The sequence below is a fragment of the Glaciimonas sp. GG7 genome (assembly GCF_052976905.1).
The window spans coordinates 30,267-53,786 of record NZ_JBRIIQ010000021.1; the positions used below are offsets into that span (position 1 = coordinate 30,267).

The following is a 23,520-nucleotide window of genomic DNA, read 5'->3' on the forward strand; positions in this document are numbered from 1 at the left end:
AAAACCACAATCTTGTTCTTGGCAGGATGACTGCCTTGGAGGTTATCCACAGGCAGGTAGGCAGGAGTGTGCGTTAAAACGTTACCCCTTTAAGGTTTGCTCCAAGACATGTAGTTCGTGATTGCATTCCGGATTTTTAGTACGGTCGCCAGCAATCTTGCGCACGGCATGCAATACCGTGGTGTGATCGCGGCCGCCAAATAACTCGCCGATCTCTGGCAGGCTTTTTTGGGTGAGTTCTTTGGCCAGATACATGGCAATCTGACGCGGCCGGGCAATATTCGCAGGCCGCTTTTTGGAATACATGTCGGCGACTTTGATATTGAAAAAATCGGCGACCGTTTTCTGGATATTTTCGACAGAAATTTGTCGATTTTGTACAGATAGCAAATCTTTGAGTGCGTCTTTTACGATATCAATCGTGATGTCTTTGCCATGAAACCGTGAGTACGCCAGGATTTTGCGCAACGCGCCTTCGAGCTCGCGCACGTTGGAGCGCAGATGTTTGGCGACAAAAAAAGCGACATCGTCGGAGAATGTGACGCCTTCGGATGCTGCTTTTTTCAGCAAAATGGCGACGCGCATTTCGAGTTCAGGTGGCTCAATGGCGACCGTTAAACCGGAGTCAAAACGAGAAATCAGGCGATCGTCCATACCGGTGATTTCTTTTGGATAGGTATCGCTGGTGATGATGATTTGTTTCTTTGCGGCAATTAAGGCTTCGAAGGCGTAAAAGAATTCTTCCTGTGTGCGGCTCTTGCCGCCAAAGAATTGAATATCATCAATGAGTAATAAATCGAGCGAATGGTAATAGCGTTTAAAGTCGTCAAATCCCTTGCGTTGGTAAGCGGTCACTACGTCGCGAACGTACTGTTCAGCATGGATGTAGCGAATTTTCGAGGAGGGATTGTCGGCCAGAAGCTGGTTGCCAATGGCATGGATTAAATGGGTTTTACCGAGGCCGACACCGCCGTACAAGAACAGCGGGTTATAGGACACGCCGGGATTATTGGCGACCTGAATCGCTGCGGCGCGGGCTAGCTGGTTGGCTTTTCCGGTGACAAAACTGCTAAAGCTCAATTCGGTGTTAATCCGCGACTGATCGCGTCGCGCTGTCACGGCGCTTGATTCTGCCTGGGATTCGGGCATGCGATCGTATTGGTTGCCGCCGCCCATGCCGCCATTTGGGAATGGTGCCGACATATTAGGACGCGCACCCTCTACCGCGACCGGCATGGTGGAAGTACTTGGCTTGCGAGCAACATTGGTGCGCGGGTCCAGCATAAACTGAACGTCTATTGGCATTTCCCAAAATTGTGATGCCAACGTTGTAATACGGCTGGCAAATTGCGTTTTTACCCAATCAAGCTTAAACCGGTTCGGTGCTGCAATGCGTAGCCGTCCATCCTCGTAATCGATGGGGGACAACGGTTTTATCCACGCACTAAATTGTTGAGGCGTCAACTCCTGCTCCAACTGGGCAGAGCAACTTTGCCAGAAATTTTCCATGAATCGTCTAAGTGAAACTAAGTGAAAGGATGTGGAAGGAAGATCATTGCGCGCCAGGTCGGGCTTGTCAGAAGCAACCTGCTACGTCTGCTGCGTGCCATGTGACGGCTTAAGCGCTGCTCTTGCCTACGGATGGCGATGTCAGTGTAGCGGGGGCTACAGACCTGATCGCGTGCACGCATGCCACATTAAGCCGCTATTCTACCCGTGCTGGCGAAAGTTATCCACAGGCTTGGCGTTTAATTGCCAGCGCGCGGAGGCGGCGGGGTGTGCATCGAAAATACGCTAAGTGATTGACAAGCGGGCCGGAAATGGGTTCTAATCCTCGGTTCACTATCCGTTGAATTGCGAAATTGCAATCTTGACTGCTCGAATTGCCTGCTCCGAACGCTGTATTAACACAGCACAAGGTTCGGACCAGATCGAACGGCAGGCAACGCGCAAAGTGTAAAGATCCGATTTCCGATTTATTTCTGCAAATTAGCGAGACCATAATGAAACGTACATATCAACCTTCCGTCGTGCGCCGTAAACGTACCCACGGCTTCCGCGCACGTATGGCAACCCGTGGCGGTCGCGCTGTGCTAAATGCACGTCGCGCCAAAGGCCGCAAACGTCTGGCAGCTTAATCCTTCGGGTATAGCTTGCGTGACAAAAAATGTGACAGAAAGTGTGAAAGAAGCAGGCGAGCCCTCAGCGATCTCTTTACCGAGTTCATCATTGGGTTTTCCCCGCGACCGACGCATCGTTAAAACGGATGAATTTTCATCCGTTTTTCGTTTGCGCCCGGTCTGTCGAACAGCCCATTTCGTTTTGTACACCCGCGTCAATCCATTGCCTGACGCCAAGGCACGATTGGGCGTTGTTGCTGCAAAACGATTAGCACCGCGGGCTGCCACGCGTAACGCCGTTAAACGGGTTACGCGTGAATTTTTTCGTCTGACGTCTTTGCCGCCTATCGACTGTATTGTCCGTTTATCGAAACCGGTAAACACCAAAGCAGGTCCGGCTACAACAGCACGCCTGAAGCGAGAATTGCGGAGTGAATTGATACAGTTATTCGCTTCACAACGCGTAGCGAAGCGCGTGTAATTGATGGACATGCTGATGGACGTGCAAACGATGGGCATATAATGCGCGTCTTAAGTATTTCCAAAAGTAGATGCGGAAAGCGATCATGAAAGCGACTTTACTGTTCCTGTTGCGCTGCTACAAATATGGAATAAGCCCGTTTCTGGGCCAGAACTGTCGGTTTTATCCTGGTTGCTCTGAGTATGCTGCCGAAGCAATTCAAACGCATGGCGCTGTAAAGGGGAGTTTTCTGGCAGCTTGTCGCCTTGGAAAGTGTCATCCCTGGCATGCCGGGGGCTTTGATCCGGTTCCGCCATCTTCTTCTGCATCCGTTGCATCCTCCGCCAAACCCTCTGCAACTTCCGCTGATCGATCATGCGGCTGCAGTCACACCTGAATCATAGAGAATTACTCTTATGGATATCAAACGTACCATCCTGTGGGTTGTATTTTCACTGTCGCTGTTATTCCTGTGGGATAACTGGCAACGCCATAACGGCAACGCCTCGATGTTTTTCCCGAGCGCGACGCCGACAGTGCCAGCCGCTGTTGCCGGAGCTGCGCCTGCTGCTGCCATTGGCGCGTCCAGTAGCGATGTACCGCAAGAGGCAAATATGTCTGGCGCTGCTGCGCCAGCGAGCGCGGTACCTGACACGGCAACGGCCTCCAAAGGCGAAACCATCACCATCACTACCGACGTCGTCAAAGCCGACATCGATACGGTCGGCGGTCAGTTAAAGCGGCTTGAGTTGCTAACGCAGCGCGATACAGTTGATCCGACTAAAAATCTGGTGTTGTTTGATTCCAGCGCAAAACGTATCTATCTGGCCGACACCGGCTTAATCGGTGGCAACTTCCCTAATCACAAAACGACGTTTGTCGCTGTACCGGGTGTACGCACGCTTGATAACGGCAAGCAAGTCCAATTGGTGCTGGAAGCCACACAGGGCGGCGTCAAGCTGACTAAGACCTTTACCTTCAAGCGCGGCGATTACGCAATTGATGTCAAGCACACGATTACCAATGAAAGCGGCGTACCGGTCACGCCTTCGCTCTACCTGCAACTGGTACGCGACGGTAACAAACCGGAAGGCGAACAACGCTTTGTGAGCACCTTTACCGGTGCAGCGGTCTACACCGACGCCAACAAGTTCCAGAAATTCACTTTCGATAAAGTAGAGAGCAATAAAGCCGATCACGCCACCAAAGCAAACGACGGCTGGTTCGCGATCATGCAGCACTATTTTGTCTCGGCCTTCATCCCGCAAGAAAATGCGCCGCGTGAAATTTTCACCAAAAAAGTCGCTACTAATCTCTACGCCGTCGGCAATATCCTGCCGCTGGGCACGATTGCACCGGGAGCCAGTGTCACGATGGATGCCCGTCTGTTCTCCGGTCCTGAAGAGTCCGCCGTACTCGAAGCCACCGCGCCAGGTCTGGAACTGGTCAAGGACTATGGCTGGTTGACCATCATCGCTAAACCGATTTTCTGGTTGATGACACAGATCCACAAAGTCCTCGGCAACTGGGGCTGGACCATCATCGCGCTGACGATCATGATCAAGCTGCTGTTCTTCCCATTGTCGGCCGCGAGCTATCGCAGCATGGCGAAGATGAAAAAAGTCACGCCGAAGATGACTGCGATTCGCGAACGTCATAAAGGCGAGCCGCAAAAGATGAATCAGGAAATGATGCAGCTCTACAAAACCGAGAAAATCAATCCACTCGGCGGCTGTCTCCCTATCGTGATTCAGATTCCGGTTTTCATCTCGCTGTATTGGGTTTTGCTGGCCAGCGTTGAAATGCGTAACGCCCCGTGGCTAGGCTGGATTCATGATTTGGCTGCACCGGACCCGTTCTACATTTTGCCGGTCGTCATGGCGATCTCGATGTTTATCCAGACCAAACTGAACCCGAAACCGCCTGATCCGATGCAAGCCAAGGTCATGATGTTCATGCCGCTGATTTTCTCGGTCATGTTCTTCTTCTTTCCATCAGGTCTTGTGCTGTACTGGATTACCAACAACGTGTTATCGATTGCGCAGCAGTGGGTGATTACTAAAAACATGGAAAAAGCAGCATAATTTCCGCGTTTTCCCGACTGTCGTGAAAAAGCCCGTGAATTAACATTCACGGGCTTTGTTGTTTGCGCAACGCACGATCCATCTACTATTAACAACGATCAACCGTAAAATCCATCTATGTCTCTCGATTCCTCCCCCATCGCAGCAATCGCCACAGCCCCTGGTCGTGGCGGCATCGGCGTCGTTCGCGTCTCTGGCAACCATCTCGGTCCGATTATTGAAGCGCTCTGCGGTCTTGCTGAAGAAAAACTGACACCACGTCACGCCACCTATTTGTCTTTCAAAAATATCGATGGCAGTATCATCGACCAAGGCCTTGCTCTCTATTTCAAGGGCCCGCATTCCTATACTGGCGAAGATGTCCTGGAGTTACAAGGCCACGGCGGCCCGGTCGTACTAAAAATGTTGCTGGCGCGCTGTCTGGAGGCCGGGCAAGACATGGGATTGCGCATGGCCGAGCCGGGCGAATTCACCCAACGCGCCTTTCTCAACGATAAACTCGATCTGGCGCAAGCCGAAGCCGTCGCCGACCTGATCGAAGCGTCAACAGAAGCTGCCGCTAAATCGGCCTCCGAATCGCTCTCCGGCGCGTTCTCCAAAGTCATCCACAGTCTGGTTGAGCAAGTCATCAATTTGCGCATGCTGGTTGAAGCGACGCTTGATTTTCCTGAAGAAGAAATCGATTTCCTCGAAAAATCTAACGCTCTGGGCCAATTAAAAAAAATCCGCAACACGCTCGATCATGTTTTCAGCCAAGCGGCACAAGGGGCGTTGCTACGCGACGGCCTCAATATCGTGCTGGCAGGCCAGCCCAACGTCGGCAAATCATCGCTATTGAACGCACTGGCTGGCTCCGACGTCGCGATCGTCACGCCTATCGCTGGCACCACGCGCGACAAAATCACCGAAACCATCCAGCTCGAAGGTATCCCGCTTAACATCATCGACACCGCCGGTATCCGCGATGCCGAAGACGCCCACGACGAAGTCGAGCGCATCGGGATTGAGCGCACCTGGGCCGCCGTCGCCAAAGCCGATGTCATCTTGCATATGCTCGACGCCAATCATGGCCCGGCATTAGCTGATGAAAAAATCCTCGCACGTTTCCCACACAACGCGCCCGTGATTCGGATCTGGAACAAAATCGACCAATCTGGCCATAAGGCAGCGGTCGATCTGATGGGCGATACAACGCACATTTATATCTCGGCAACAGACCATCTCGGCATCGATCTCTTGCGCACAGAACTATTGCGCATCGCTGGCTGGCAGCAAACCGGTGAATCGCGCTATCTGGCACGCGAGCGCCACTTAATCGCCCTTAAAGCCGCCCGCGAACACCTGCATATCGCCGCCGAACACGCCACGGTCGACAATCATGCCAGCGACCAATCACTGGATTTATTTGCCGAAGAGTTGCGACTGGCGCAAGATAAACTCAATAGCATCACTGGAGCGTTCACACCCGATGATTTATTGGGTGTGATTTTTTCGCGGTTTTGTATTGGAAAGTAGTTCACCGTTCGAGCGACGCATAGGGGCCAAATTTATCCTTCAGCAACAAAATAAAAAGCCACACGCATCGACCTGTCCCTGAACCTATTCACCCTTAACGTTGTCATGAATAGAACGATTTCTACGAAAGGCACAAAATGAAAAAATCTTATAGGGCTGTACTTGCCGTCCTCGTACTTTTATTAGCTGGCTGCGTGACCAACAATAATTTGCAACCGGTTGTCGTTAATCCGACACAATTTACGGTGACAGCGCACAGCTATGACGAGGTCTGGAAGGCCGCTATCCGTAGTGTGACGCGCAGTCTCACCATCGTTGATGATGATAAGCGTCAAGGCCGTATTCGCGCAGAAAGTAATATCGGGATGATGGGCGGCGGGGAAATCGTCAGCGTGACCATCTCGCCAGCAGGTCGCAATGCAGCGTCCTACACGATCGAAGTACAGAGTTTGCAACGCTCGAGGCTAGGACTGGGATCGGGGCCGGATTGGACGCGGAATATTGTGGCCGGTATTAAGGCAGAGCTGGGCAGTGTGGCTCCCAGCGGTCCGGTATCGACGAAAGACTCGCTGAGTCCATCGGAAGAAATTTTCGTCATGCCAGCACCTGATCGCTCTCCTTAATTGTTACGTTAATTGTTACGTTAATCGTAAGGACAACGGGCGTTAAAACCTGTCAGAATGGGTCACAAGCGTTGTTCAAATGCAAACTGCATCAATGTCAACGATTGGACTAATCCAGCGTCAATTTTCGCCCAAGGGAACCATTATGAAAACAGCATTGGCTATGTTGATATTGTGTTCTCTACTCACCGGGTGCGCCGCCGCTCACTTCAGTTGCGATGATCCTGATGCGCGACCAGCTTCGTGTAAATAGTTACCTTGATCGAAGTTCTCAACTATCACTGATGATGATGCGCGAGAGGTGCAGTACCGCGTTTCTGAGTTGACCCGTTACCCGCTCTGAGACGCGCCATTTTCCATTCCAGCCCTCCCACTTCAGAAATGTTGCTCACGGAGTATGATCGATTCTTTACAAGGGATCTCCATCATGCCGTCATCACAAAATACCCCCGTTTGGTTTATCACCGGATGTTCAACCGGTTTCGGCAATGAATTTGCCAAGTTGATATTGGCACGCGGCTGGCGCGCCGTCGTGACAGCGCGTGACAAGAGCCGCGTTGCTGATTTATTAGTCGGTGCTGAAGACCGTGCACTGGCGCTCGATCTCGACGTCAACGACGCCAGCCAGATAGCCAGCGCGGTGAAGGCCGCAACCGAACGCTTTGGTCGTATCGACGTACTGGTCAATAACGCTGGTTATGGTTATATGTCCTCGGTTGAGGAGGGCGAGGAAGCCCAAATCCGCGCCCAATTCGACGCCAATGTGTTTGGTCTGTTCGCGATGACGCGCGCCGTATTACCGGTTATGCGCGCGCAACGCAGCGGCCACGTCATCAACATCACATCGGTCGCCGGTCACATCGGCTTTCCAGGTTCCGGCTATTACGCCGCCAGCAAACATGCGGTAGAAGGCTGGTCGGATTCGCTCGCTGTCGAGGGAAAACCGCTTGGAATCAAGGTTACCTGTGTCGCACCAGGACCGGCACGCACCGATTGGGCTGGACGCTCCATGACGCAAACGCCGAACTTGATCAGCGATTATGCCGAAACGGTCGGGGTGCGCTTAAAGGGCACGAGCGCTGCCAGTGGTACGCAGCCGGGAGACCCGGTACGGATCGCCCAAGCAATGATCGCCATCACCGAGAACGACAATCCGCCACGGCATTTCGTGCTGGGGGCGTTTGGGGTTGAGGCGGTCACAACCAGTCTGAGGAAAAATCTGGCGGAGATTGAAGCCTGGAGTGAAGCAGGTCTGGCGACGGATTTCCCGAAGGCGTAATCGGGTAGCGCCCTGGTAACACCAGAGACGGCATTATCCTCGATGATGCCGTCTCTTCCTTTTGAGCTGTCAAGGATTCCTTGGTGGTTTTTCGCATCGAGCGCACTATCTGCTGTCCAATCCGTCAAGTAGCACAATCATTGTGCAGACTCACCTCGACACTCCCCAATAATCCACTCCCGAAACCGCGCTAGCGACTCCGATGGTCGTTGCGAATACGGCTGGACCAGAAAATACCCGCGCTCTGTTTTGACAGGCCGATCTGCGGCTGTCACCAACTGACCGCTGCGCACTAATTCATCAATCAGTGGCACCCATCCTAACGCCACACCTTGCCCTGCAATGGCGGCCTGAATGACGAGTGCGTAATTGTTTAGCGTCAGGTCGTGATTTTCATTCGTCATGGATAATTTATAGTGCGCAAACCAATCCTCCCACGTCTGCCAACGCACGGGCTCAGCGCTCTCCAGATGTAGCAAAGGCAGGCGGGTCAGGTCCGCGGCCTTGCCGGTTAGCGCATGTTTGAGCAGAAAGCCGGGGCTACATACCGGGATAACGATTTCCGGGAATAACGGTTCTGCCGCGCAGCCCGGCCAACTTCCGGCACCGCAGGCAATGGCGACGTCCACCGATTCGCCACGGATATCGAATTCATTTTGCGACGTCACAATCCGCACGTCCAGATTGGGCACTAATTCGCGCAGTGTGGACAGTCTCGGCATGAGCCAATAGGCGGCGAAACCGAAGTCGGTAGCAACGGTGAGCACCTGCCGCATGCGGCGCGAACGGATGTTGGCAACGGCTTCTCCAATCTCGCCCAGACTTGCATGCACGGCCTCAAACAGATGGACGCCGTCGGCGGTGAGCGAGACGCCGCGATGGGCGCGCTTGAACAGCAGCACGCCCAAATCCTCTTCCAATAAGCCGATGCGCTGACTGACCGCCGGTTGACTGGAGCTGAGTTCTTGCGCGGCGGCGGTGAAGTTCAGATGGCGTGCTGCGGCTTCGAAGAAAGCCAGGGTTTGCAGAGGGGGCAGGCGTCGCTGTATTGCCTTCATATTTGCCATCATATTTCCTTATGTATACATAATAATATTCCGTCTTCACACCCGCTAAAACACGATGATAGACTCAAATTCTGCCATAAATAAATAATATGTAAGGAGCCAATGATGACGCAAAAAATGACGGATTCAACCAAGAAAATGTCGCCTGCGCGCAAGCCGAATATCTTGATTCTGATGGCGGACCAGTTGACCGCGACGGCCCTGTCAACCTACGGCAATCAGATCACCAAAACGCCCAATATAGATGCGCTCGCTAACACCGGTGTAGTGTTTGAAAACGCCTATTCCAACAGTCCGCTATGCGCGCCGTCGCGCTATGTTTTTATGTCCGGGAAGTTGCCCTCGGCCATCGGCGCTTACGACAATGCCGCCGAGTTGCCATCTGAAGTACTGACCTTTGCCCACCATCTGCGCCATGCGAACTATCGGACCATTCTGTCGGGAAAAATGCATTTTTGCGGTGCCGATCAGTTGCACGGTTTTGAAGAGCGACTAACCACCGATATCTATCCGGCAGATTTTGGCTGGACCCCCGATTGGGAGCATCCCGAGACTCGGCCAAGCTGGTATCACAATATGAAGTCCGTGATCGAAGCCGGTCCCTGCGTGCGTACGAATCAGCTTGATTTCGATGAAGAAGTAGTCTTTTTGGCGCAGCAAAAATTGTTCGACATTGCACGCGAATCTGCTGAGCGTCCGTTTTGCATGGTTGTCTCGATGACCCATCCGCACGATCCCTACGCCATCCCCAAAGAATATTGGGATCTGTATCAAGATGACGACATCGACCTCCCCAAAGTAAGCTTGATGCCCGCCGAGCAAGATTCCCATTCGCTGCGTCTGCGCCACGTCAGCGACATGGACAACACGCCAGTCACTGAGCAGCACATACGCGACGCGCGCCACGCCTATTATGGCGCGGTGTCTTACGTCGATGCGCAGATTGGCCGCATACGCCGCACGCTGGAGCAAACCGGGTTGGCCGACGACACGATCATCGTCGTCCTCGCCGATCATGGCGATATGCTGGGCGAGCGTGGGCTCTGGTACAAAATGAGTTTCTTTGAGAACGCCTGCCGGATTCCGTTGATTGTGCATGCGCCTAAGCGCTTTAAAGCGCACCGGGTTGCCGCATCGGTATCGTTAGTCGATATGTTGCCAACGCTAGTTGATCTCGCCTTTGACGGCGCGCCCCCGCCTTATCCCGAGGTACTCGATGGGCGCAGCTTATTGGCACATCTGCAAGGTATCCCAGCGCATGACGAAGTGATTGGCGAATACCTGGGCGAAGGCGCGATTGCTCCTATCGTCATGATCCGGCGTGGCCCCTATAAATTTATTCATTCGCCAGCTGACCCTGATCAGCTCTACAACTTGGTTGAAGATCCGCAAGAGCTGCGTAATTTGGCTAATGTCCCCGCCGCCGCCGTTCTGGCGCAGTTGCGCAGTGAGGTGGCTATGCGCTGGAATCTGCCCAAGCTGCACGATCAGGTCATCGCCAGTCAGCGCCGCCGCCTGTTTCACTTCGCCGCCCAAAACGTTGGGATACATCAACCCTGGGATCATCAACCATTACAAAATGCGAGCCAGCGCTTTATGCGTAATCACATTGATTTAGACGTGCTCGAGGCAAGGGCACGGTTTCCATCAGTCAATACACGTTAATTTTTGCTTATATTCTTTAACCAAAGGGGGGAATGCATCATGGGGAAAAATCGTCGCATTGTAGGAGCAGCCTGTCTGCTTGTCGGAACCTTGCTAGCTGGCCAAAGCGCCTTCAGCGCGGAGCCGGATGCTTGCAAACTGGTGCGTATGGCAGACCCGGGGTGGACCGATATTACGTCCACCAACGCGATTGCGGGCGTCTTGCTCGGCGCACTCGGTTATGAACAAAAAATCTCCACGCTATCGGTACCGATTACCTACGTTGGTTTACAGAAAGAGCAAATCGACGTGTTTCTCGGTAATTGGATGCCTGCCCAAAAACCGATGGTTGATTCGATGATTAAGGACGGCAAAATTGACGTCGTCCATCCCAATCTTCCCAATGCCAAATTTACCTTGGCCGTACCGGATTATGTTGCGAGCGCCGGAGTCAAAAACTTTGACGATCTGGCCAAATATGCCGATAAATTTGATCACAAAATCTACGGCATTGAACCCGGCTCACCGGCCAATCAAAACATCAAAAAAATGCTTGACGCCAAAAGTTATGGCCTCAATGGCTGGACGCTGGTGGAGTCCAGCGAGCAGAGTATGTTGAGTCAGGTAGCGCGTAAAGAACGTAGCAAAGAGTGGATCGTTTTTCTGGCTTGGGAACCGCATCAGATGAACACGAAGTTTCACATCAGTTATCTCGACGGTGATAAGGACTATTTCGGCCCTAACTATGGCAGCGCTACAGTCAACACCGTTTCACGTCGTGGTTATGCGGCCCAATGCCCCAATGTCGGGCGCCTGTTTACACAGCTTGAATTTAATGTCGGTCTGGAAAACGCGATTATTACCGACGTCCTTGAGCAGAAAATCGATGCTAAAACAGCAGCGCTGCATCAACTACAAGCGAACCCGGCAGTATTGGACACATGGCTAGCGGGCGTGAAGACTCGCAGCGGTGAAGATGGTCTGGCAGCAGTTAAAAAGGTTATCGGGCAACTGTAATAACGCTTATTCGGTGCAAGGGAGGGCGAATAAGCGGGCAATCGGGCGCTGTTTTTATAGCGATATATTATTTAAAAAGGGGAATGAAATGCATAGGATTAAAGGTCTGGTGTTAGTTGCCGCATCCGTGGCCATCATCGGGGTCAGCAGCCTCGTGCAGGCACAAAGCAGCGTGGCCATTTACGGCGTCATCGATGCCGGTATTACGGCAGTGACCAACGAAGGTGGAGGACATAATGTGCGCATGGACGACAGCGTCAATTTAGGCAATCGCCTGGGTTTTAAAGGGGTGGAAGATTTGGGCGACGGACTCAAGGCGGTGTTTGTTCTTGAAAACGGGTTTCATCTCGGCACCGGGGCCCTGCGTCAAGGCGGCGCACTATTCGGGCGTCAAGCCTACGTCGGGCTGCAAAATCCATGGGGCGCGCTCATGCTGGGCAATCAATACGATTTTATTGCCGATTATGTTGAGGAATTCAACGTCAGCGCCTTTGCCAGCGGCTATGCCATCCATCAAGGCGACTTTGATCGATTCAATATGGATAGACTCAAAAATGCCGTCAAATTTTCCAGTGCCGAGTTCAACGGTTTTAAATATGGCGCGATGTATTCCTTCGGCGAAGTCGCTGGCAACGGTCACACCAAAAGTGCCTGGAGTGCCGGCGCGCATTACACCAGCGGTCCCTTCACCACTGGCGTCGCCTATACCCGCCTCAATAACCCTTTCGGCGTGAGTGCACTTGATCCGTTTGCGGCTATCGGCGTACAAACATTTCTGGGCCAGCAAGTCGCAACAGTCGATCCGGTTACCGGCGCTGTCACCGATTTGTACTCTGTCAATGCGTTCCCGGTCGATAGTCAGGGCATCGTGACGATCGGTGCGCAATATGTGTTTGGTGCGTTTTCGCTCTTGGGTAACTTTACCGACACGACATTCAAAGGTTTTGGACAAACCTCGCAAATGCGTGTGGAAGAAATCGGCGGAACCTATCAGCTCACCGCAGCACTGCTTGGCGTACTTGGCTATCAACACACAAGCTTTGAAGCCTCGCGTTGGAACCAGATCTCGGCAGGGATGACGTATGCGCTCTCCAAGCGTACCGCGATCTATGTCTCCGGCGATTATTTAAAAGCATCAAGCAATACCAACGCCGTCATTGGTTATAGTTTTACGCCATCGAGTACTAACCGGCAATCCGATATTCGCATCGGTATGCATACCAAGTTTTAATGCGTCTTCAGTTCAGAGTAGCTGCACATACATACTACGCACACGTTGGAATGGACCAAAAATATTGTGCAATCCACGGCAGTGAGCTAAAAGCGCCGGAGTAACCTCCGGCGCTTTTATTTGTTCTGAACTACCCGATTACCAAGACCGTTTGGTCCGTTAGCGTCAATCAACGTTCATGGGCACTTTTAATTCTATCTGCAAGGCTAGTTCTTGTTCCGTGGTTATTTCTATTCTCGCTTGCTGCCCGGGCGTCCAGCATTTCCAGTTTTTCGCGGATGCTGTATTCGGTTTCGTGGAGAAATTGCATTTCAGCCGAAAGGTGCGAAATCAGACAACCCAAACTAGCGAGTCGATCGCCATTCACATCTAGGCGCTTATTCGTCCCCGCTATAAACATCACCTGGCCCAGCGCCTCCAAACCATCCATTAATGTCTCACTGGCAAAAATAACGTGCTCTCTGGCAGCTTCGATAATCAGGCGCTCCTCCGTTGTGAGGGGGTTGCTGCTAGTAAAATCGACGGGCATTTGCATCAGTAAATGGCCGAGTTCATAAGGAGCGCGTTCTGATTGAGTAAGATAAGGGTTGGGCTGGCGATTATTCATAAGCGAAATTTCCTATTTTTCGAGTAAATATGGCGGGGTTGTGAAGATGATTTCTCCGGCGTAATATGCCGGGGTCTCAGGACAGACGCAAAATCGCCTGAGTAGCGTTATCCCTTTGGCCTGTTTTTAGACGGGCTTTGTCGGGAGGATTGGTTAATATGTTGCCAGCGTTGCTGTGCGTGTTACGTGAGTCCTCGTGTGTAATTAGTGGGCGGTGGCTTACCACCGTTTTGTATCGGCCAGGCTGATACGTCGGCATTGCAGACAACGTATCAACCATCATCCCGGCGTGGCAAAGCCAGACGGGGATGCCGATTGCCGCGACTACAATTGTCGTTAATGCATCAAGCCAGAAAGATATCTTTCTGACCCGACACGATGGCGATGTTTCTGGCGATATTTCGCCAATTTTGCAGATTTTTTCACGGATTTTTGTGTGATCTGATCATGCGAATGGCGTCCTGCGACTGCTCTTTATGGGCACTTATTGGGTACTTACGCAAAACCGTCCCGGCGTCCTTGCCAGGACGGTTTTGCATAAGTCCTATATACAAGCGCTGCTATGAATAGCAACGTTTGTATGTGAATTGATGGATTTGAGTATGGGTACGTATGTATCTGATGTCAATAATGTTTTTTGTAAATGGGTAAATTATGAACATTGGTGAGCGTCTGAAAGAAGAGCGAGAGCGTCTCGGGATGAATCAAACTAATTTTGCCGCCCTCGCTGGTGTCGGGCGGAAAACGCAGTTTAGCTACGAACATTGTGCAAGGACCCCAGACGCTAATTATTTAGCTGCGGTGGCTAAGGCAGGTGCCGATGTTGGTTACATCATTACCGGCACGCGCCATCTCCTGAACCTGTTTCATCCCCCGGAGCGCCTCTGCAATGCGCCCGAGCGGCTGGGCAGCAATCAATCTGACTCAGCGCTCTACGGCGACCCCCGTGAGCGTGAGCGCATTCTTTACCATATCAGAGGGCAGGAAGAAGATGCTGACTACTCGACTGGTATCGTCATCGATAGCGATCAACCGCCCTATATTGTCGACGAGCTCAATACCGCTGCCGACATAGTGCAAGACACCGTCATTGACTGGAATTTGCTGATGCAAGTCATCGGCGGCATAGAGAGATTTCTGCGCGATCGTAAGATGGTCGCAGGGCCCAAAAAGCGCGCCGCTTTGATCCTCATTGCGTATGCTCGATTTGTGGAAGATACAAAGATTGATCCGGTGCGATTTAATGCGTTTATGGAAGCGGTTATGGCGACGCTATAGCTGCTCATGGATTAGCAACGCTGCTATATTTCTCCCAACACAACCGCCACGCCTCTTTATAATGCGCAATCTTGGCGGTTTTTTTGTGCCTGATAAAGAGTCGTGCTTGATTAGCCTGCGTTCTATACCAACGGTTGTTCCGCAGGCACACGATCGACCGATGCCTTGGGCGCATTACTTACCTGGGCTGGATGCCGGCTTTAGAAAAGCGCCGTTCCCCATTCATCAAACATAAAAAGCCCCCATGCTCACCACTTTAAAATCAGCATTTAACCGAATGGATAAACCGCTGCGCGCCAGAATTTGGGGTATCTACGGCTTCTTGCTGGTGTTTAATCTTTTGGCGTGGGCATGGGCGATTGTGGCTTTTAGCGGTCATCCGGTATTGCTCGGCACTGCATTTTTGGCCTACAGTTTTGGTCTGCGCCACGCGGTTGACGCTGACCATATCGCCGCCATTGACAACGTCACCCGTAAATTAATGCAAGAGGGCCAGCGCCCGGTCGCGGTCGGTTTCTTTTTCTCATTAGGCCATTCCACCGTGGTGTTGCTGGCGTCGATTGCCATTGCGGTAGCTGCTTCGGCACTGACCGGGCCGATGGAAGAGTTCAAGTTGATCGGCGGCATTGTCGGCACGCTGGTGTCGGCTTTCTTTTTGATCCTGATCGGCGTCATCAATCTGATGGTGTTTCTTTCGATTTACAAAGTCTTTCAGCACGTCCGCAAGGGCGGTGCTTATGTTGAGGAAGACATTGATCTGTTGCTCAATAGCAGAGGATTTCTGTCCAAATTGTTTTGCCCCATGTTTGCCATGATTTCACGTAGCTGGCACATGTATCCGTTGGGATTTCTGTTTGGGTTGGGGTTTGATACGGCGACCGAAATTGCGCTCTTGGGAATCGCCGCCACGCAGGGGTCAGGCGGCTTGCCGATCTGGTCGATTCTGGTGTTTCCGGTCTTGTTTGCCGCCGGCATGTCCTTGATCGATACGCTCGACAGCACGCTGATGCTGGGGCTGTATGGCTGGGCCTTCGTTAAGCCGGTGCGTAAGCTGTATTACAACATGACCATTACACTGGTGTCCGTGATGGTGGCATTGGCGATTGGCGGGTTGGAGGTGCTGGGCCTGATTGGCGACAAGATGGCGCTGGAGGGGAAATTCTGGGAGATCATTAGCCTCTTGACGGGAAATTTTGGGAACGTCGGCTTTGCGATTATTGGCTTTTTTATTCTGTGCTGGGCGGCGTCAATTGCGTTCTATCGGTGGCGTGGGTACGATGACCTGGAGCCGGAATGTGTCTCGCGGTCGTGATGGATTTTGAGCTGGCAGCTGAAGATTTGATTGTTTGACGTAAGTCGTCGAAATAGGTGTGATCGAACTCCCCGATGCGTTCGGATCGTGCGCCATCAAGCAATAATTCACACATGCGATTCTGATTTTTTCTGAGTAGTTCGCGAGTGTCTTCATTGGATGGGCCATAGCGGCTGAATCAGGCAGAAGATGCATTCTTAATGAGGGATGTGCGTTCGTATAGCAAAGAGCCGTAATAATATCCAGCACCAAAACTGACTGCTACACCAGTTGATTGCGCATTCTTCTTGGCGTGGAAAAAATGTTCGAGAATGAAAAAGACGCTAGGTGAACTGAAATTTCCGAAGTTTTCGAATAAATTTTTGGAGGCCTCAATATCTTTTTCAGTTAAGCCCAGAGTGTCAATTTCTTTGAACCTGTTGAGAATTGGAATGTCTCCTTGATGGATACTCCATTCGTCAATGTCCTGGACTGATAAATGATTGTTCAGAAGTAGTGGCATGACAGACTTGGAAGAAACCAATTTTGGCATGACCTCCTCAACACCGTCATCCACCAGAAAGCTGGTGCCTACCATGCTAATTGCAGCGCCAGGAGAGTAGCCGACATTGATGTCGCGTATTTTAAGTGCGATATCGGATTTGACTTTGCTCAATAAACAGTCGGGAGCGATAAGAACGGCGACTCCGCCATCATTAAATAACAAGTTTGAGCGTAAGTTTCTTTTGAAATTGGGACTCTCTTTGTCATAAATGGGATTGGCTGTCCAACTGCACTGATCAAATATAAAAACTACGGCGGTTTTATTATTTTTTTTACAATATTCGATCGCTGATTGAATAGCAAACATACCTCCTCCACAGCCAAGGTAAGGTAGTACTTCTGGTGGTGAATTTAAATTTAGTTGAAGATCTTGCGCTATCTGACAGGCTAGATTGGGTATAAATTCCTGATGTGAACTAGCGTTATAGCTGACAGATAAAAAGCCTATATCATCAAATTCAATCCCGGAATTGTGCGTGACTTCTCTGATTAACTTCTTTCCCCATTCTTTTGATGAGTAAGATGTATTTAATAATTTCAACTCTGGATATCTTGAAGTATCACGCACCGTTGATCTGTTACGAATTCCGACCTGCCGGGCTAATTTTTTGATGACCTGATTTGTTCTTTCTGAAACCATCGCAGGAGGATAGATCATATTAATGATCTCAACGGGATTGTACGATGGTGCAATAACTGAATTAATACCAACTATATAACTGTTATTCATTAACGGCCTCAGGAAAATATACGTTGGTAAATTGATCAGCAATATTATTTCCAATGAGAAATTTCTCCAATTGATCAATTCGAGAAATTAATCTAATTTGTCAGGTCACCTAATAATCACAATTCGATAACGGCAGAGGTAAATATGACAATCAATTTTAGACATTCCAATCTTCTTGCTAGCGCATTACTGATCAGCGGTTCCTTCTTTGCCAGCCAACCGGCGCTAGCCACATCCGCCCCGTCACCTTGGTGCGCCAGCGGCAAACCAGTCAAATTCGCCGGACTCAACTGGGAGAGCGGATCCGTTCTCACCGAAGTAATGCGCACCGTCATGGAAAAAGGCTACGGCTGCAAGACCGAGACCATTCCCGGCAACACGGTGGCGATGGAAGTGGCGCTGTCGAAGAACGATATTCAGGTGCTGGCCGAAGAGTGGGTGGGCCGTAGCGATGCCTGGAATGTTGCGGCCAAGGCCGGTAGCGTGGTCCCGCTCGGTCACGTCATCGTCGGGGCCAGCGAGGGTTGGTATGTGCCTGAGTATGTGATCAAGGGTGACACCAGTCGTGGCATTAAGCCGATGGCTCCGGCATTGACATCGGTGGCCGATTTGCCAGCTTATAAAGCGCTGTTTAAGGATGTCGAAGAGCCATCCAAAGGACGCTTTTTAAATTGCCCGACCGGCTGGTCCTGCGAGGGTGTCAATAGTCAGAAACTGAAGGCCTATAAGCTCACCGATAGCTACGTCAATTTCCGTCCCGGCACCGGCCCTGCGCTGGATGCGGCGATTACGTCGGCGTATCAGCGCGGTAAACCGATTTTGTTTTATTACTGGGCACCGACGGCCTTGATGGGGAAGTTCAAATTTATACGGTTGCAAGAGCCTGCGTTTAACGCGGCTTGCTTTGAGACGCTGGCTGATAAAAGTCATCCCGCTCCTTGCGGCTGCGCTGCACCCGAGGCGGTGATTCAGGCTGGCGTATCCAAGACGTTTAAGGATGCCGATCCGGTGCTCAGTGCATTTTTGGAGAAGTTCACGATTCCACTCGATGTGCTCAACCAGTCGTTAGCCCAGATGGCGGACCAGAAACTGACGGCGGCGCAGGTTGCACAAAACTTCCTCAAGCAGCATCCCGATGTCTGGAAGCAATGGGTGCCGACCGATATTGCCGCTAAGCTCAGTGACTATGCAAAGTGAACTGTTTGTTTCGCTCTCAATAAAGCAGGCCATTAACCACGGCGTGGAATGGCTGGTCGCCCACTACGGCGACCATTTTCATGCGATTAGCGATGCGGTGCTAACGTGGGTGTTAGTGCCGCTGGAGACGGTCTTGCGTGCCGCGCCGCCGTGGGCGGTATTGCTGGCAGTCGGCTTGCTGGCATTACACGCGACCCGCCGTCCGGTAGTGACCGGTTTGCTGGTCGCTTTGCTCTATCTGATCGGCGCGTTCGGCCTCTGGGATAAGTTGATGCAGACCTTGGCGCTGATGCTGGTGTCAACGGTGCTGACCTTGCTGATCGGCGTCCCGCTCGGCGTCTGGATGTCGCGCTCTCGCTGGTTGCGTAAGTTGCTGCTGCCGGTGCTTGACGTGATGCAGACCTTGCCGACGTTTGTGTATCTGATTCCGGTCTTGATGTTATTTGGGCTGGGCAAAGTGCCGGCGATTTTTGCCACCGTGGTGTATGCGCTGCCGCCGCTGATTCGGCTCACCGATCTGGGGATACGCCAGGTCGATGCTGATCTGACCGAGGCGGCGTGGTCGTTTGGGACCAGCCAATGGCAATTGCTGATCGGCGTGCAATTGCCATTGGCGCGGCCCAGCATTATGGCGGGGATTAATCAGGCCACGATGATGGCGCTGGGGATGGTGGTGATTGCCTCGATGATCGGTGCGCGCGGGCTGGGCGAAGACGTGCTGGAGGGGATCCAGACGCTCGACACCGGTACCGGTTTGCAGGCCGGGATTGCGATCGTGATTCTTGCTATCGTCATTGACCGCATCAGTCAGGGCTACGGTCTGACGCGCCGCCAGCGCATCGCATTGACGCAGCCGAACACACAACAACAGACCTTGAAATGATCAAAATAGAAGCGCGTGGCATCGTCAAAATCTTTGGCCCTAACGAGCAGCAAGCGCTGCATCAATTGCGCAATGGCAAAACCAAGTCGGACATTTTGCAGCAGCACAATTGCAACGTCGGTCTGGACCATGTCAGCCTGCAAATTACGGCGGGACAAATCTTTGTGATCATGGGGTTGTCGGGGTCAGGAAAGTCAACCTTGGTGCGCCATTTCAACCGTCTGATCGATCCGACGGCGGGCGAAATATTTATCGATGGTCAGAATATTCTGACGCTCAATGCAGCCGGTTTACGGGACTTGCGCCGTCGCCGGATCAGCATGGTGTTTCAGAATTTTGGGCTGTTGCCGCATCAGACCGTGTTGGAGAATATTGCCTACGGTTTGTTGGTGCGGGGCGATCAGCGCGCTGCCAGTTTGCGCGTTGCCCGCGACTGGACCGAGCATGTTGGGCTTGCCGGTTACGAGAACAACTATCCGGATGCGCTTTCTGGCGGCATGCGCCAGCGCGTCGGGCTGGCACGCGCACTGGCGATGGATACCGATATCGTACTCATGGACGAGGCTTTTAGTGCGCTCGATCCCTTGATCCGCAGCGAGATGCAGGACCAGTTGCTGGCCTTGCAGGCGAGCTTGCAGAAAACTATTGTGTTCATTACCCACGATCTGGACGAGGCCTTGCGTATCGGTTCTCGGATTGCGATTTTGCGCGACGGAAAGCTGGTACAGGAAGGCGCACCGGTCGAGATTTTGCAGCATCCGGCGGACGATTATGTGCGCCGTTTTGTCGAAAAACGCGAGCCGTCCCAGACCGCGTAGGGCCACCCAGACCGCGTAGGGCCACCCAGAGCGCAGTGTTGCCTGCATTAAACACAACTCTCCTAAGACTGCCAAACCCAGATTGAGGTAGGTTTATTCAGTCGTTGTTTTACGGAGATGTATCTGCCTGAATTTACGGACTTATCCTCATAAATATTTATGTTCTGGTAACATAAATTCTTATGATTAAGACCTCTCATGATCGATCCAAACGCGACTTTTCCCCCGGCTTTAATCCCGGCTTCACCCTCATAGAGGTGATGATTGTTGTCGCTATTATCGGCATCTTTATGGCCGTTGCGATGCCGTCGTTTATGGGCACAACCCAGCGCTTTCGCTCTCTCGGAGAAATCAGCGGCTTTACCAAAGATTTGCAATTTGCGCGCTCGGTTGCCATCGAGCAGGGTTTGCCGGCGACGATCTGTGCGTCCGTGGATGGCGCGACTTGTTCGTCCTCTACGTCCTGGAATACTGGCTGGATTGTTTTTGTCGATCCCTTAGCCAACCAGACTGTTGGCACGATCTTGCGGTTACAAAAAAGCTTTGTCGGCACCGATACGTTGGTCGCCAACAATGCCGTGTCGTGGCTGACGTATAGCAGAGACGGTTTCATGGTCGCTTTACCGGGAACTGGCACCGTCACTTTCACGTTGCATACGACCCCGGTCAATAGTGCTGCCACGCAATGCGTGGCCATCATCAAAACCGGTCGGGATGTTGTACAGGCAGCGGGGACGGGTGCTTGCGCATGAGTGCACATATCTCTCCAATCAATCGTCTAATTAAAACTAAACGCGGATTCACCTTAATTGAAGTCTTGATTGCCATGCTGGTGATGGCTGTGGGCTTGCTTGGCTTAGCCAAGATGCAGGCCCTGGCGATCTCTGGTGCGCAGAACTCCGGTAGCCGCTCTCTCATTGCTTTGCAAGTTGGCAGTCTGGTCTCGGCGATGCACGCCAATAGCGCGTTATGGGGGGCCGCGCCTCCGACCAGTTTTTCGGCAACCGGCACCACGGTGACGGACGCCAGCGGTGTTCTCAATGCCACGGTGAGCGGCGCTTGCACCACCAAATGCACACCGGCGGCGTTGGCCGCGTATGACTTTCAAACCTGGGTCGCCAGCATGAATGGCCAATTTCCAACCTATACCGCCAAGGTCAACTGCACCGCCGCTCAGCCCATCAGTTGCCAGATATATGTCACGTGGACCGAGAACAGAATCGCCATCAATAGCGCGACCGCTGCAGGCGCTTCCAGTCAGACACAGTCCTTCAGTGTTTTCGTAGAACCATGATGATGCGCATAGTCCCTCGCAGAAGCAGACACGCCCGGATGTCCGGCTTTAGTCTCATAGAGTTGATGATTGCTATTGCCGTGAGCTTGTTTTTACTCGCCGCAATGATTGCCATCGTATTGACGTTGAGAAATAGCTTCGGTACGCAAGACGCGCAGTCCCGGGTCCAGGAAAGCCAGCGATTTGCTTTGACGGTGTTGGATAACACGGTGCGTGCCTCAGGGTATTACACCAACCCGACGACCACCACCGCCAACAATGCGTTACCGGCAGCATCAACGGCGAACCCCGATGGCACGACATTCGCGATGGCGCAAGGTATTAGCGGCACCAGCGGCAGCGGCAATGCCAGCGATACGCTCAATATTCGCTTTCAAACGGCTAGCGGCGACGGTTTAATGGATTGTCTGGGCGACACCAATACCAGCGGATCTGCCGTAGCGTGGAGCAACAGTTTTGCCGTCAATGCAGCGAACCAGCTCACGTGCGCCGTCAGCATCAACGGCGGCACACCCGGCACGGCCAGCATTCTGGTCGATAACGTGTCTTCGATGAAGGTCTTATACGGCGTCGATACAACCGGCGTTGGCAGTACCGATACCTATCTTTCTGCCAGCGCCGTCACCACCGGCGGCTATTGGCCTGTCGTGCAGTCGGTGCAGGTGCAAATCAATTTTGTCGATCTGGTCAATTCGACCGCAACGACGACAAAAATTCTTCCCGTGATGGTTCACATGATTAATTTGATGAATAAAGCATGACAGGCCTGCGCGTGACGTCATCCCTTACAAAGCGCAGCGGCTTTGCCCTCGTGACGGCGTTGTTGATTTTGGTCATGCTGACGTTACTGGCCATCAGTATGTTTCGCGGCTACGGCTTGCTGGAAAAAATTGCCGGCAATGTCAGAGAAAAAGAACGAGCCTATGAGTCAGCCCAGAACGCGCTGCAATATGGTGAATGGTGGTTAGGTCAGGGGACGCCCGGCATCGGGGTAACGTGTAGCACCACGGGCACGGTTACGTCCGTTGCCAACATGCAGGCCTGCTCAAATCTGCTCACGAATCAGACCGATCCCGCCAACTGGGTCGGCAGTTTGCTCTACACGCCGCCAGCCATGATCGTCGCCGCTGGTGGCGGCACGGCTACCGATGGCAACGCCAATCTGGATATCAATTACGCCGCCACGCCGCGACTCTACGTCGCCTACATCGGACTCGCGCCGAGCGGTCAGCAAGCCCTGTACACGGTCACCGCAGCAGGTTTCGGCGGGAGTACGAACAGTGTTTCGGTGGTGCAAAGCGTTGTTGCGGTCGCCGCCAAAGTCACACCTCTGGATAATCCTTAAACTATAAGAGATGAGAGATGCGCAAAATGAAAAAACTCAATAGAAGTACGCCTTATTTGTCTCCTTATTTGCCTCCTTATGCGGTTGCGTTGCTGTTGTCAGCGTCGGCATTAGTCCCGCTTCCCGGCTATGCGCAACTGGTCGTCAGCGACACGCTGACCGGCGCGTCGTCCAGTTATGGATGGACCACCACGAACGGCGCGTGCCTGACTGCCGGAACTGGTGTCACGAGCTCGATTCCGGCCTGTAACGGGTTGGCTTATTACAGCGGAAAGACGCAGGTGGGCGGTGTCAGTGGCCGTTTGCCCGATCCGGTCGGGCAAGGCGCACTGCGGCTCACCAACGGGGATACAACAGCGAACGGCTCAAATGGAAATAGCCAGACCGGTTCGGTCATTTCCACCACGCCGTTTCCTACCAATCAAGGCGTGCAGGTGACCTTTTCGACGGTGACTTACGGGGGTAACGCTTAT

The 23,520-nt window shown here is 52.4% G+C and carries 23 protein-coding genes and 1 pseudogene; 20 read left to right on the forward strand and 4 right to left on the reverse strand.

Annotated elements, in window-relative coordinates:
• Positions 1–81: 81 nt before the first annotated feature.
• Positions 82–1,509, reverse strand: coding sequence for a chromosomal replication initiator protein DnaA (gene dnaA, locus ACVBEF_RS07515; RefSeq protein WP_447123322.1), 1,428 nt, complete (start codon positions 1,507–1,509; stop codon positions 82–84).
• 494 nt (positions 1,510–2,003) lie between these two features.
• Between dnaA and rpmH the strand changes: the two genes are divergently transcribed.
• The 7 genes from rpmH (at position 2,004) to ACVBEF_RS07550 (ending at position 8,081) form a co-directional block, all read left to right on the forward strand.
• On the forward strand, positions 2,004–2,138 hold the full coding sequence (gene rpmH / locus ACVBEF_RS07520) for a 50S ribosomal protein L34 (RefSeq protein WP_061535510.1): 135 nt from the start codon (positions 2,004–2,006) through the stop codon (positions 2,136–2,138).
• Between the two features lie 91 nt (positions 2,139–2,229).
• A complete protein-coding gene (locus tag ACVBEF_RS07525; protein WP_447123323.1) occupies positions 2,230–2,601 on the forward strand; it encodes a ribonuclease P protein component in 372 nt (123 codons plus the stop codon).
• Positions 2,602–2,686: 85 nt separating this feature from the next.
• Positions 2,687–2,977, forward strand: a complete 291-nt coding sequence (yidD, locus tag ACVBEF_RS07530) for a membrane protein insertion efficiency factor YidD (protein WP_447123324.1) — start codon at positions 2,687–2,689, stop codon at positions 2,975–2,977.
• A gap of 19 nt (positions 2,978–2,996) precedes the next feature.
• The gene (yidC, locus tag ACVBEF_RS07535; protein ID WP_447123325.1) at positions 2,997–4,664 is read left to right on the forward strand and encodes a membrane protein insertase YidC; all 1,668 of its coding nucleotides are present in this window, start codon (positions 2,997–2,999) and stop codon (positions 4,662–4,664) included.
• Between the two features lie 117 nt (positions 4,665–4,781).
• Positions 4,782–6,179 carry a tRNA uridine-5-carboxymethylaminomethyl(34) synthesis GTPase MnmE gene (gene mnmE, locus ACVBEF_RS07540; protein ID WP_447123326.1) on the forward strand — a complete coding sequence of 466 codons (1,398 nt, stop codon included), beginning with the start codon at positions 4,782–4,784 and terminating at the stop codon, positions 6,177–6,179.
• Positions 6,180–6,316: 137 nt separating this feature from the next.
• Positions 6,317–6,802, forward strand: a complete 486-nt coding sequence (locus ACVBEF_RS07545; protein ID WP_447123327.1) for a hypothetical protein — start codon at positions 6,317–6,319, stop codon at positions 6,800–6,802.
• 427 nt (positions 6,803–7,229) lie between these two features.
• The gene (locus tag ACVBEF_RS07550) at positions 7,230–8,081 is read left to right on the forward strand and encodes an oxidoreductase (RefSeq protein ID WP_447123328.1); all 852 of its coding nucleotides are present in this window, start codon (positions 7,230–7,232) and stop codon (positions 8,079–8,081) included.
• Positions 8,082–8,218: 137 nt separating this feature from the next.
• On the opposite strand, the gene ACVBEF_RS07555 is transcribed toward ACVBEF_RS07550, so the two are convergent.
• Positions 8,219–9,148 (reverse strand): choline sulfate utilization transcriptional regulator, encoded by a 930-nt coding sequence (locus ACVBEF_RS07555; protein WP_447123329.1) that lies wholly within the window; start codon positions 9,146–9,148, stop codon positions 8,219–8,221.
• Between the two features lie 102 nt (positions 9,149–9,250).
• On the opposite strand from ACVBEF_RS07555, the gene betC reads away from it, so the two are divergent.
• The 3 genes from betC to ACVBEF_RS07570 all read left to right on the forward strand — a co-directional run bounded on the left by betC (position 9,251) and on the right by ACVBEF_RS07570 (position 13,040).
• A complete protein-coding gene (gene betC, locus ACVBEF_RS07560; protein ID WP_447123330.1) occupies positions 9,251–10,813 on the forward strand; it encodes a choline-sulfatase in 1,563 nt (520 codons plus the stop codon).
• Positions 10,814–10,852: 39 nt separating this feature from the next.
• A complete protein-coding gene (choX, locus tag ACVBEF_RS07565) occupies positions 10,853–11,809 on the forward strand; it encodes a choline ABC transporter substrate-binding protein (protein ID WP_447123331.1) in 957 nt (318 codons plus the stop codon).
• 88 nt (positions 11,810–11,897) lie between these two features.
• A complete protein-coding gene (locus tag ACVBEF_RS07570; protein ID WP_447123332.1) occupies positions 11,898–13,040 on the forward strand; it encodes a porin in 1,143 nt (380 codons plus the stop codon).
• A gap of 169 nt (positions 13,041–13,209) precedes the next feature.
• On the opposite strand, the gene ACVBEF_RS07575 is transcribed toward ACVBEF_RS07570, so the two are convergent.
• Positions 13,210–13,647, reverse strand: coding sequence for a hypothetical protein (locus ACVBEF_RS07575; RefSeq protein WP_447123333.1), 438 nt, complete (start codon positions 13,645–13,647; stop codon positions 13,210–13,212).
• A gap of 654 nt (positions 13,648–14,301) precedes the next feature.
• On the opposite strand from ACVBEF_RS07575, the gene ACVBEF_RS07580 reads away from it, so the two are divergent.
• The gene (locus ACVBEF_RS07580; RefSeq protein ID WP_447123334.1) at positions 14,302–14,925 is read left to right on the forward strand and encodes a helix-turn-helix domain-containing protein; all 624 of its coding nucleotides are present in this window, start codon (positions 14,302–14,304) and stop codon (positions 14,923–14,925) included.
• 244 nt (positions 14,926–15,169) lie between these two features.
• Positions 15,170–16,237, forward strand: coding sequence for a HoxN/HupN/NixA family nickel/cobalt transporter (locus ACVBEF_RS07585; protein WP_447123335.1), 1,068 nt, complete (start codon positions 15,170–15,172; stop codon positions 16,235–16,237).
• 178 nt (positions 16,238–16,415) lie between these two features.
• On the opposite strand, the gene ACVBEF_RS07590 is transcribed toward ACVBEF_RS07585, so the two are convergent.
• Complete coding sequence (locus tag ACVBEF_RS07590; protein WP_447123336.1) at positions 16,416–17,510, reverse strand: 3-oxoacyl-[acyl-carrier-protein] synthase III C-terminal domain-containing protein; 1,095 nt, start codon at positions 17,508–17,510, stop codon at positions 16,416–16,418.
• 144 nt (positions 17,511–17,654) lie between these two features.
• Between ACVBEF_RS07590 and ACVBEF_RS07595 the strand changes: the two genes are divergently transcribed.
• The 8 genes and pseudogenes from ACVBEF_RS07595 to ACVBEF_RS07630 form a co-directional block, all read left to right on the forward strand.
• Complete coding sequence (locus tag ACVBEF_RS07595; RefSeq protein WP_447123337.1) at positions 17,655–18,707, forward strand: ABC transporter substrate-binding protein; 1,053 nt, start codon at positions 17,655–17,657, stop codon at positions 18,705–18,707.
• Entirely contained in the window at positions 18,697–19,590 is an 894-nt protein-coding gene (locus ACVBEF_RS07600) for an ABC transporter permease (protein ID WP_447123338.1), read from the forward strand. The genes ACVBEF_RS07595 and ACVBEF_RS07600 overlap by 11 nt, the downstream gene beginning before the upstream one ends.
• A complete protein-coding gene (locus ACVBEF_RS07605; protein WP_447123339.1) occupies positions 19,587–20,408 on the forward strand; it encodes a quaternary amine ABC transporter ATP-binding protein in 822 nt (273 codons plus the stop codon). The genes ACVBEF_RS07600 and ACVBEF_RS07605 overlap by 4 nt, the downstream gene beginning before the upstream one ends.
• 182 nt (positions 20,409–20,590) lie before the next feature.
• Entirely contained in the window at positions 20,591–21,160 is a 570-nt protein-coding gene (locus ACVBEF_RS07610; protein ID WP_447123340.1) for a GspH/FimT family pseudopilin, read from the forward strand.
• Positions 21,157–21,702: a type IV pilus modification protein PilV gene (gene pilV, locus ACVBEF_RS07615; protein ID WP_447123341.1), complete on the forward strand. Its 546-nt coding sequence runs from the start codon at positions 21,157–21,159 to the stop codon at positions 21,700–21,702. Before ACVBEF_RS07610 ends, pilV begins: the two co-directional genes overlap by 4 nt.
• Before the next feature lie 38 nt (positions 21,703–21,740).
• Complete coding sequence (locus tag ACVBEF_RS07620) at positions 21,741–22,463, forward strand: PilW family protein (RefSeq protein WP_447123342.1); 723 nt, start codon at positions 21,741–21,743, stop codon at positions 22,461–22,463.
• On the forward strand, positions 22,460–23,047 hold the full coding sequence (locus ACVBEF_RS07625) for a pilus assembly PilX family protein (protein ID WP_447123343.1): 588 nt from the start codon (positions 22,460–22,462) through the stop codon (positions 23,045–23,047). Before ACVBEF_RS07620 ends, ACVBEF_RS07625 begins: the two co-directional genes overlap by 4 nt.
• A 26-nt stretch (positions 23,048–23,073) precedes the next feature.
• Positions 23,074–23,520 (forward strand): annotated as a pseudogene (locus ACVBEF_RS07630) (hypothetical protein); the annotation flags it as partial.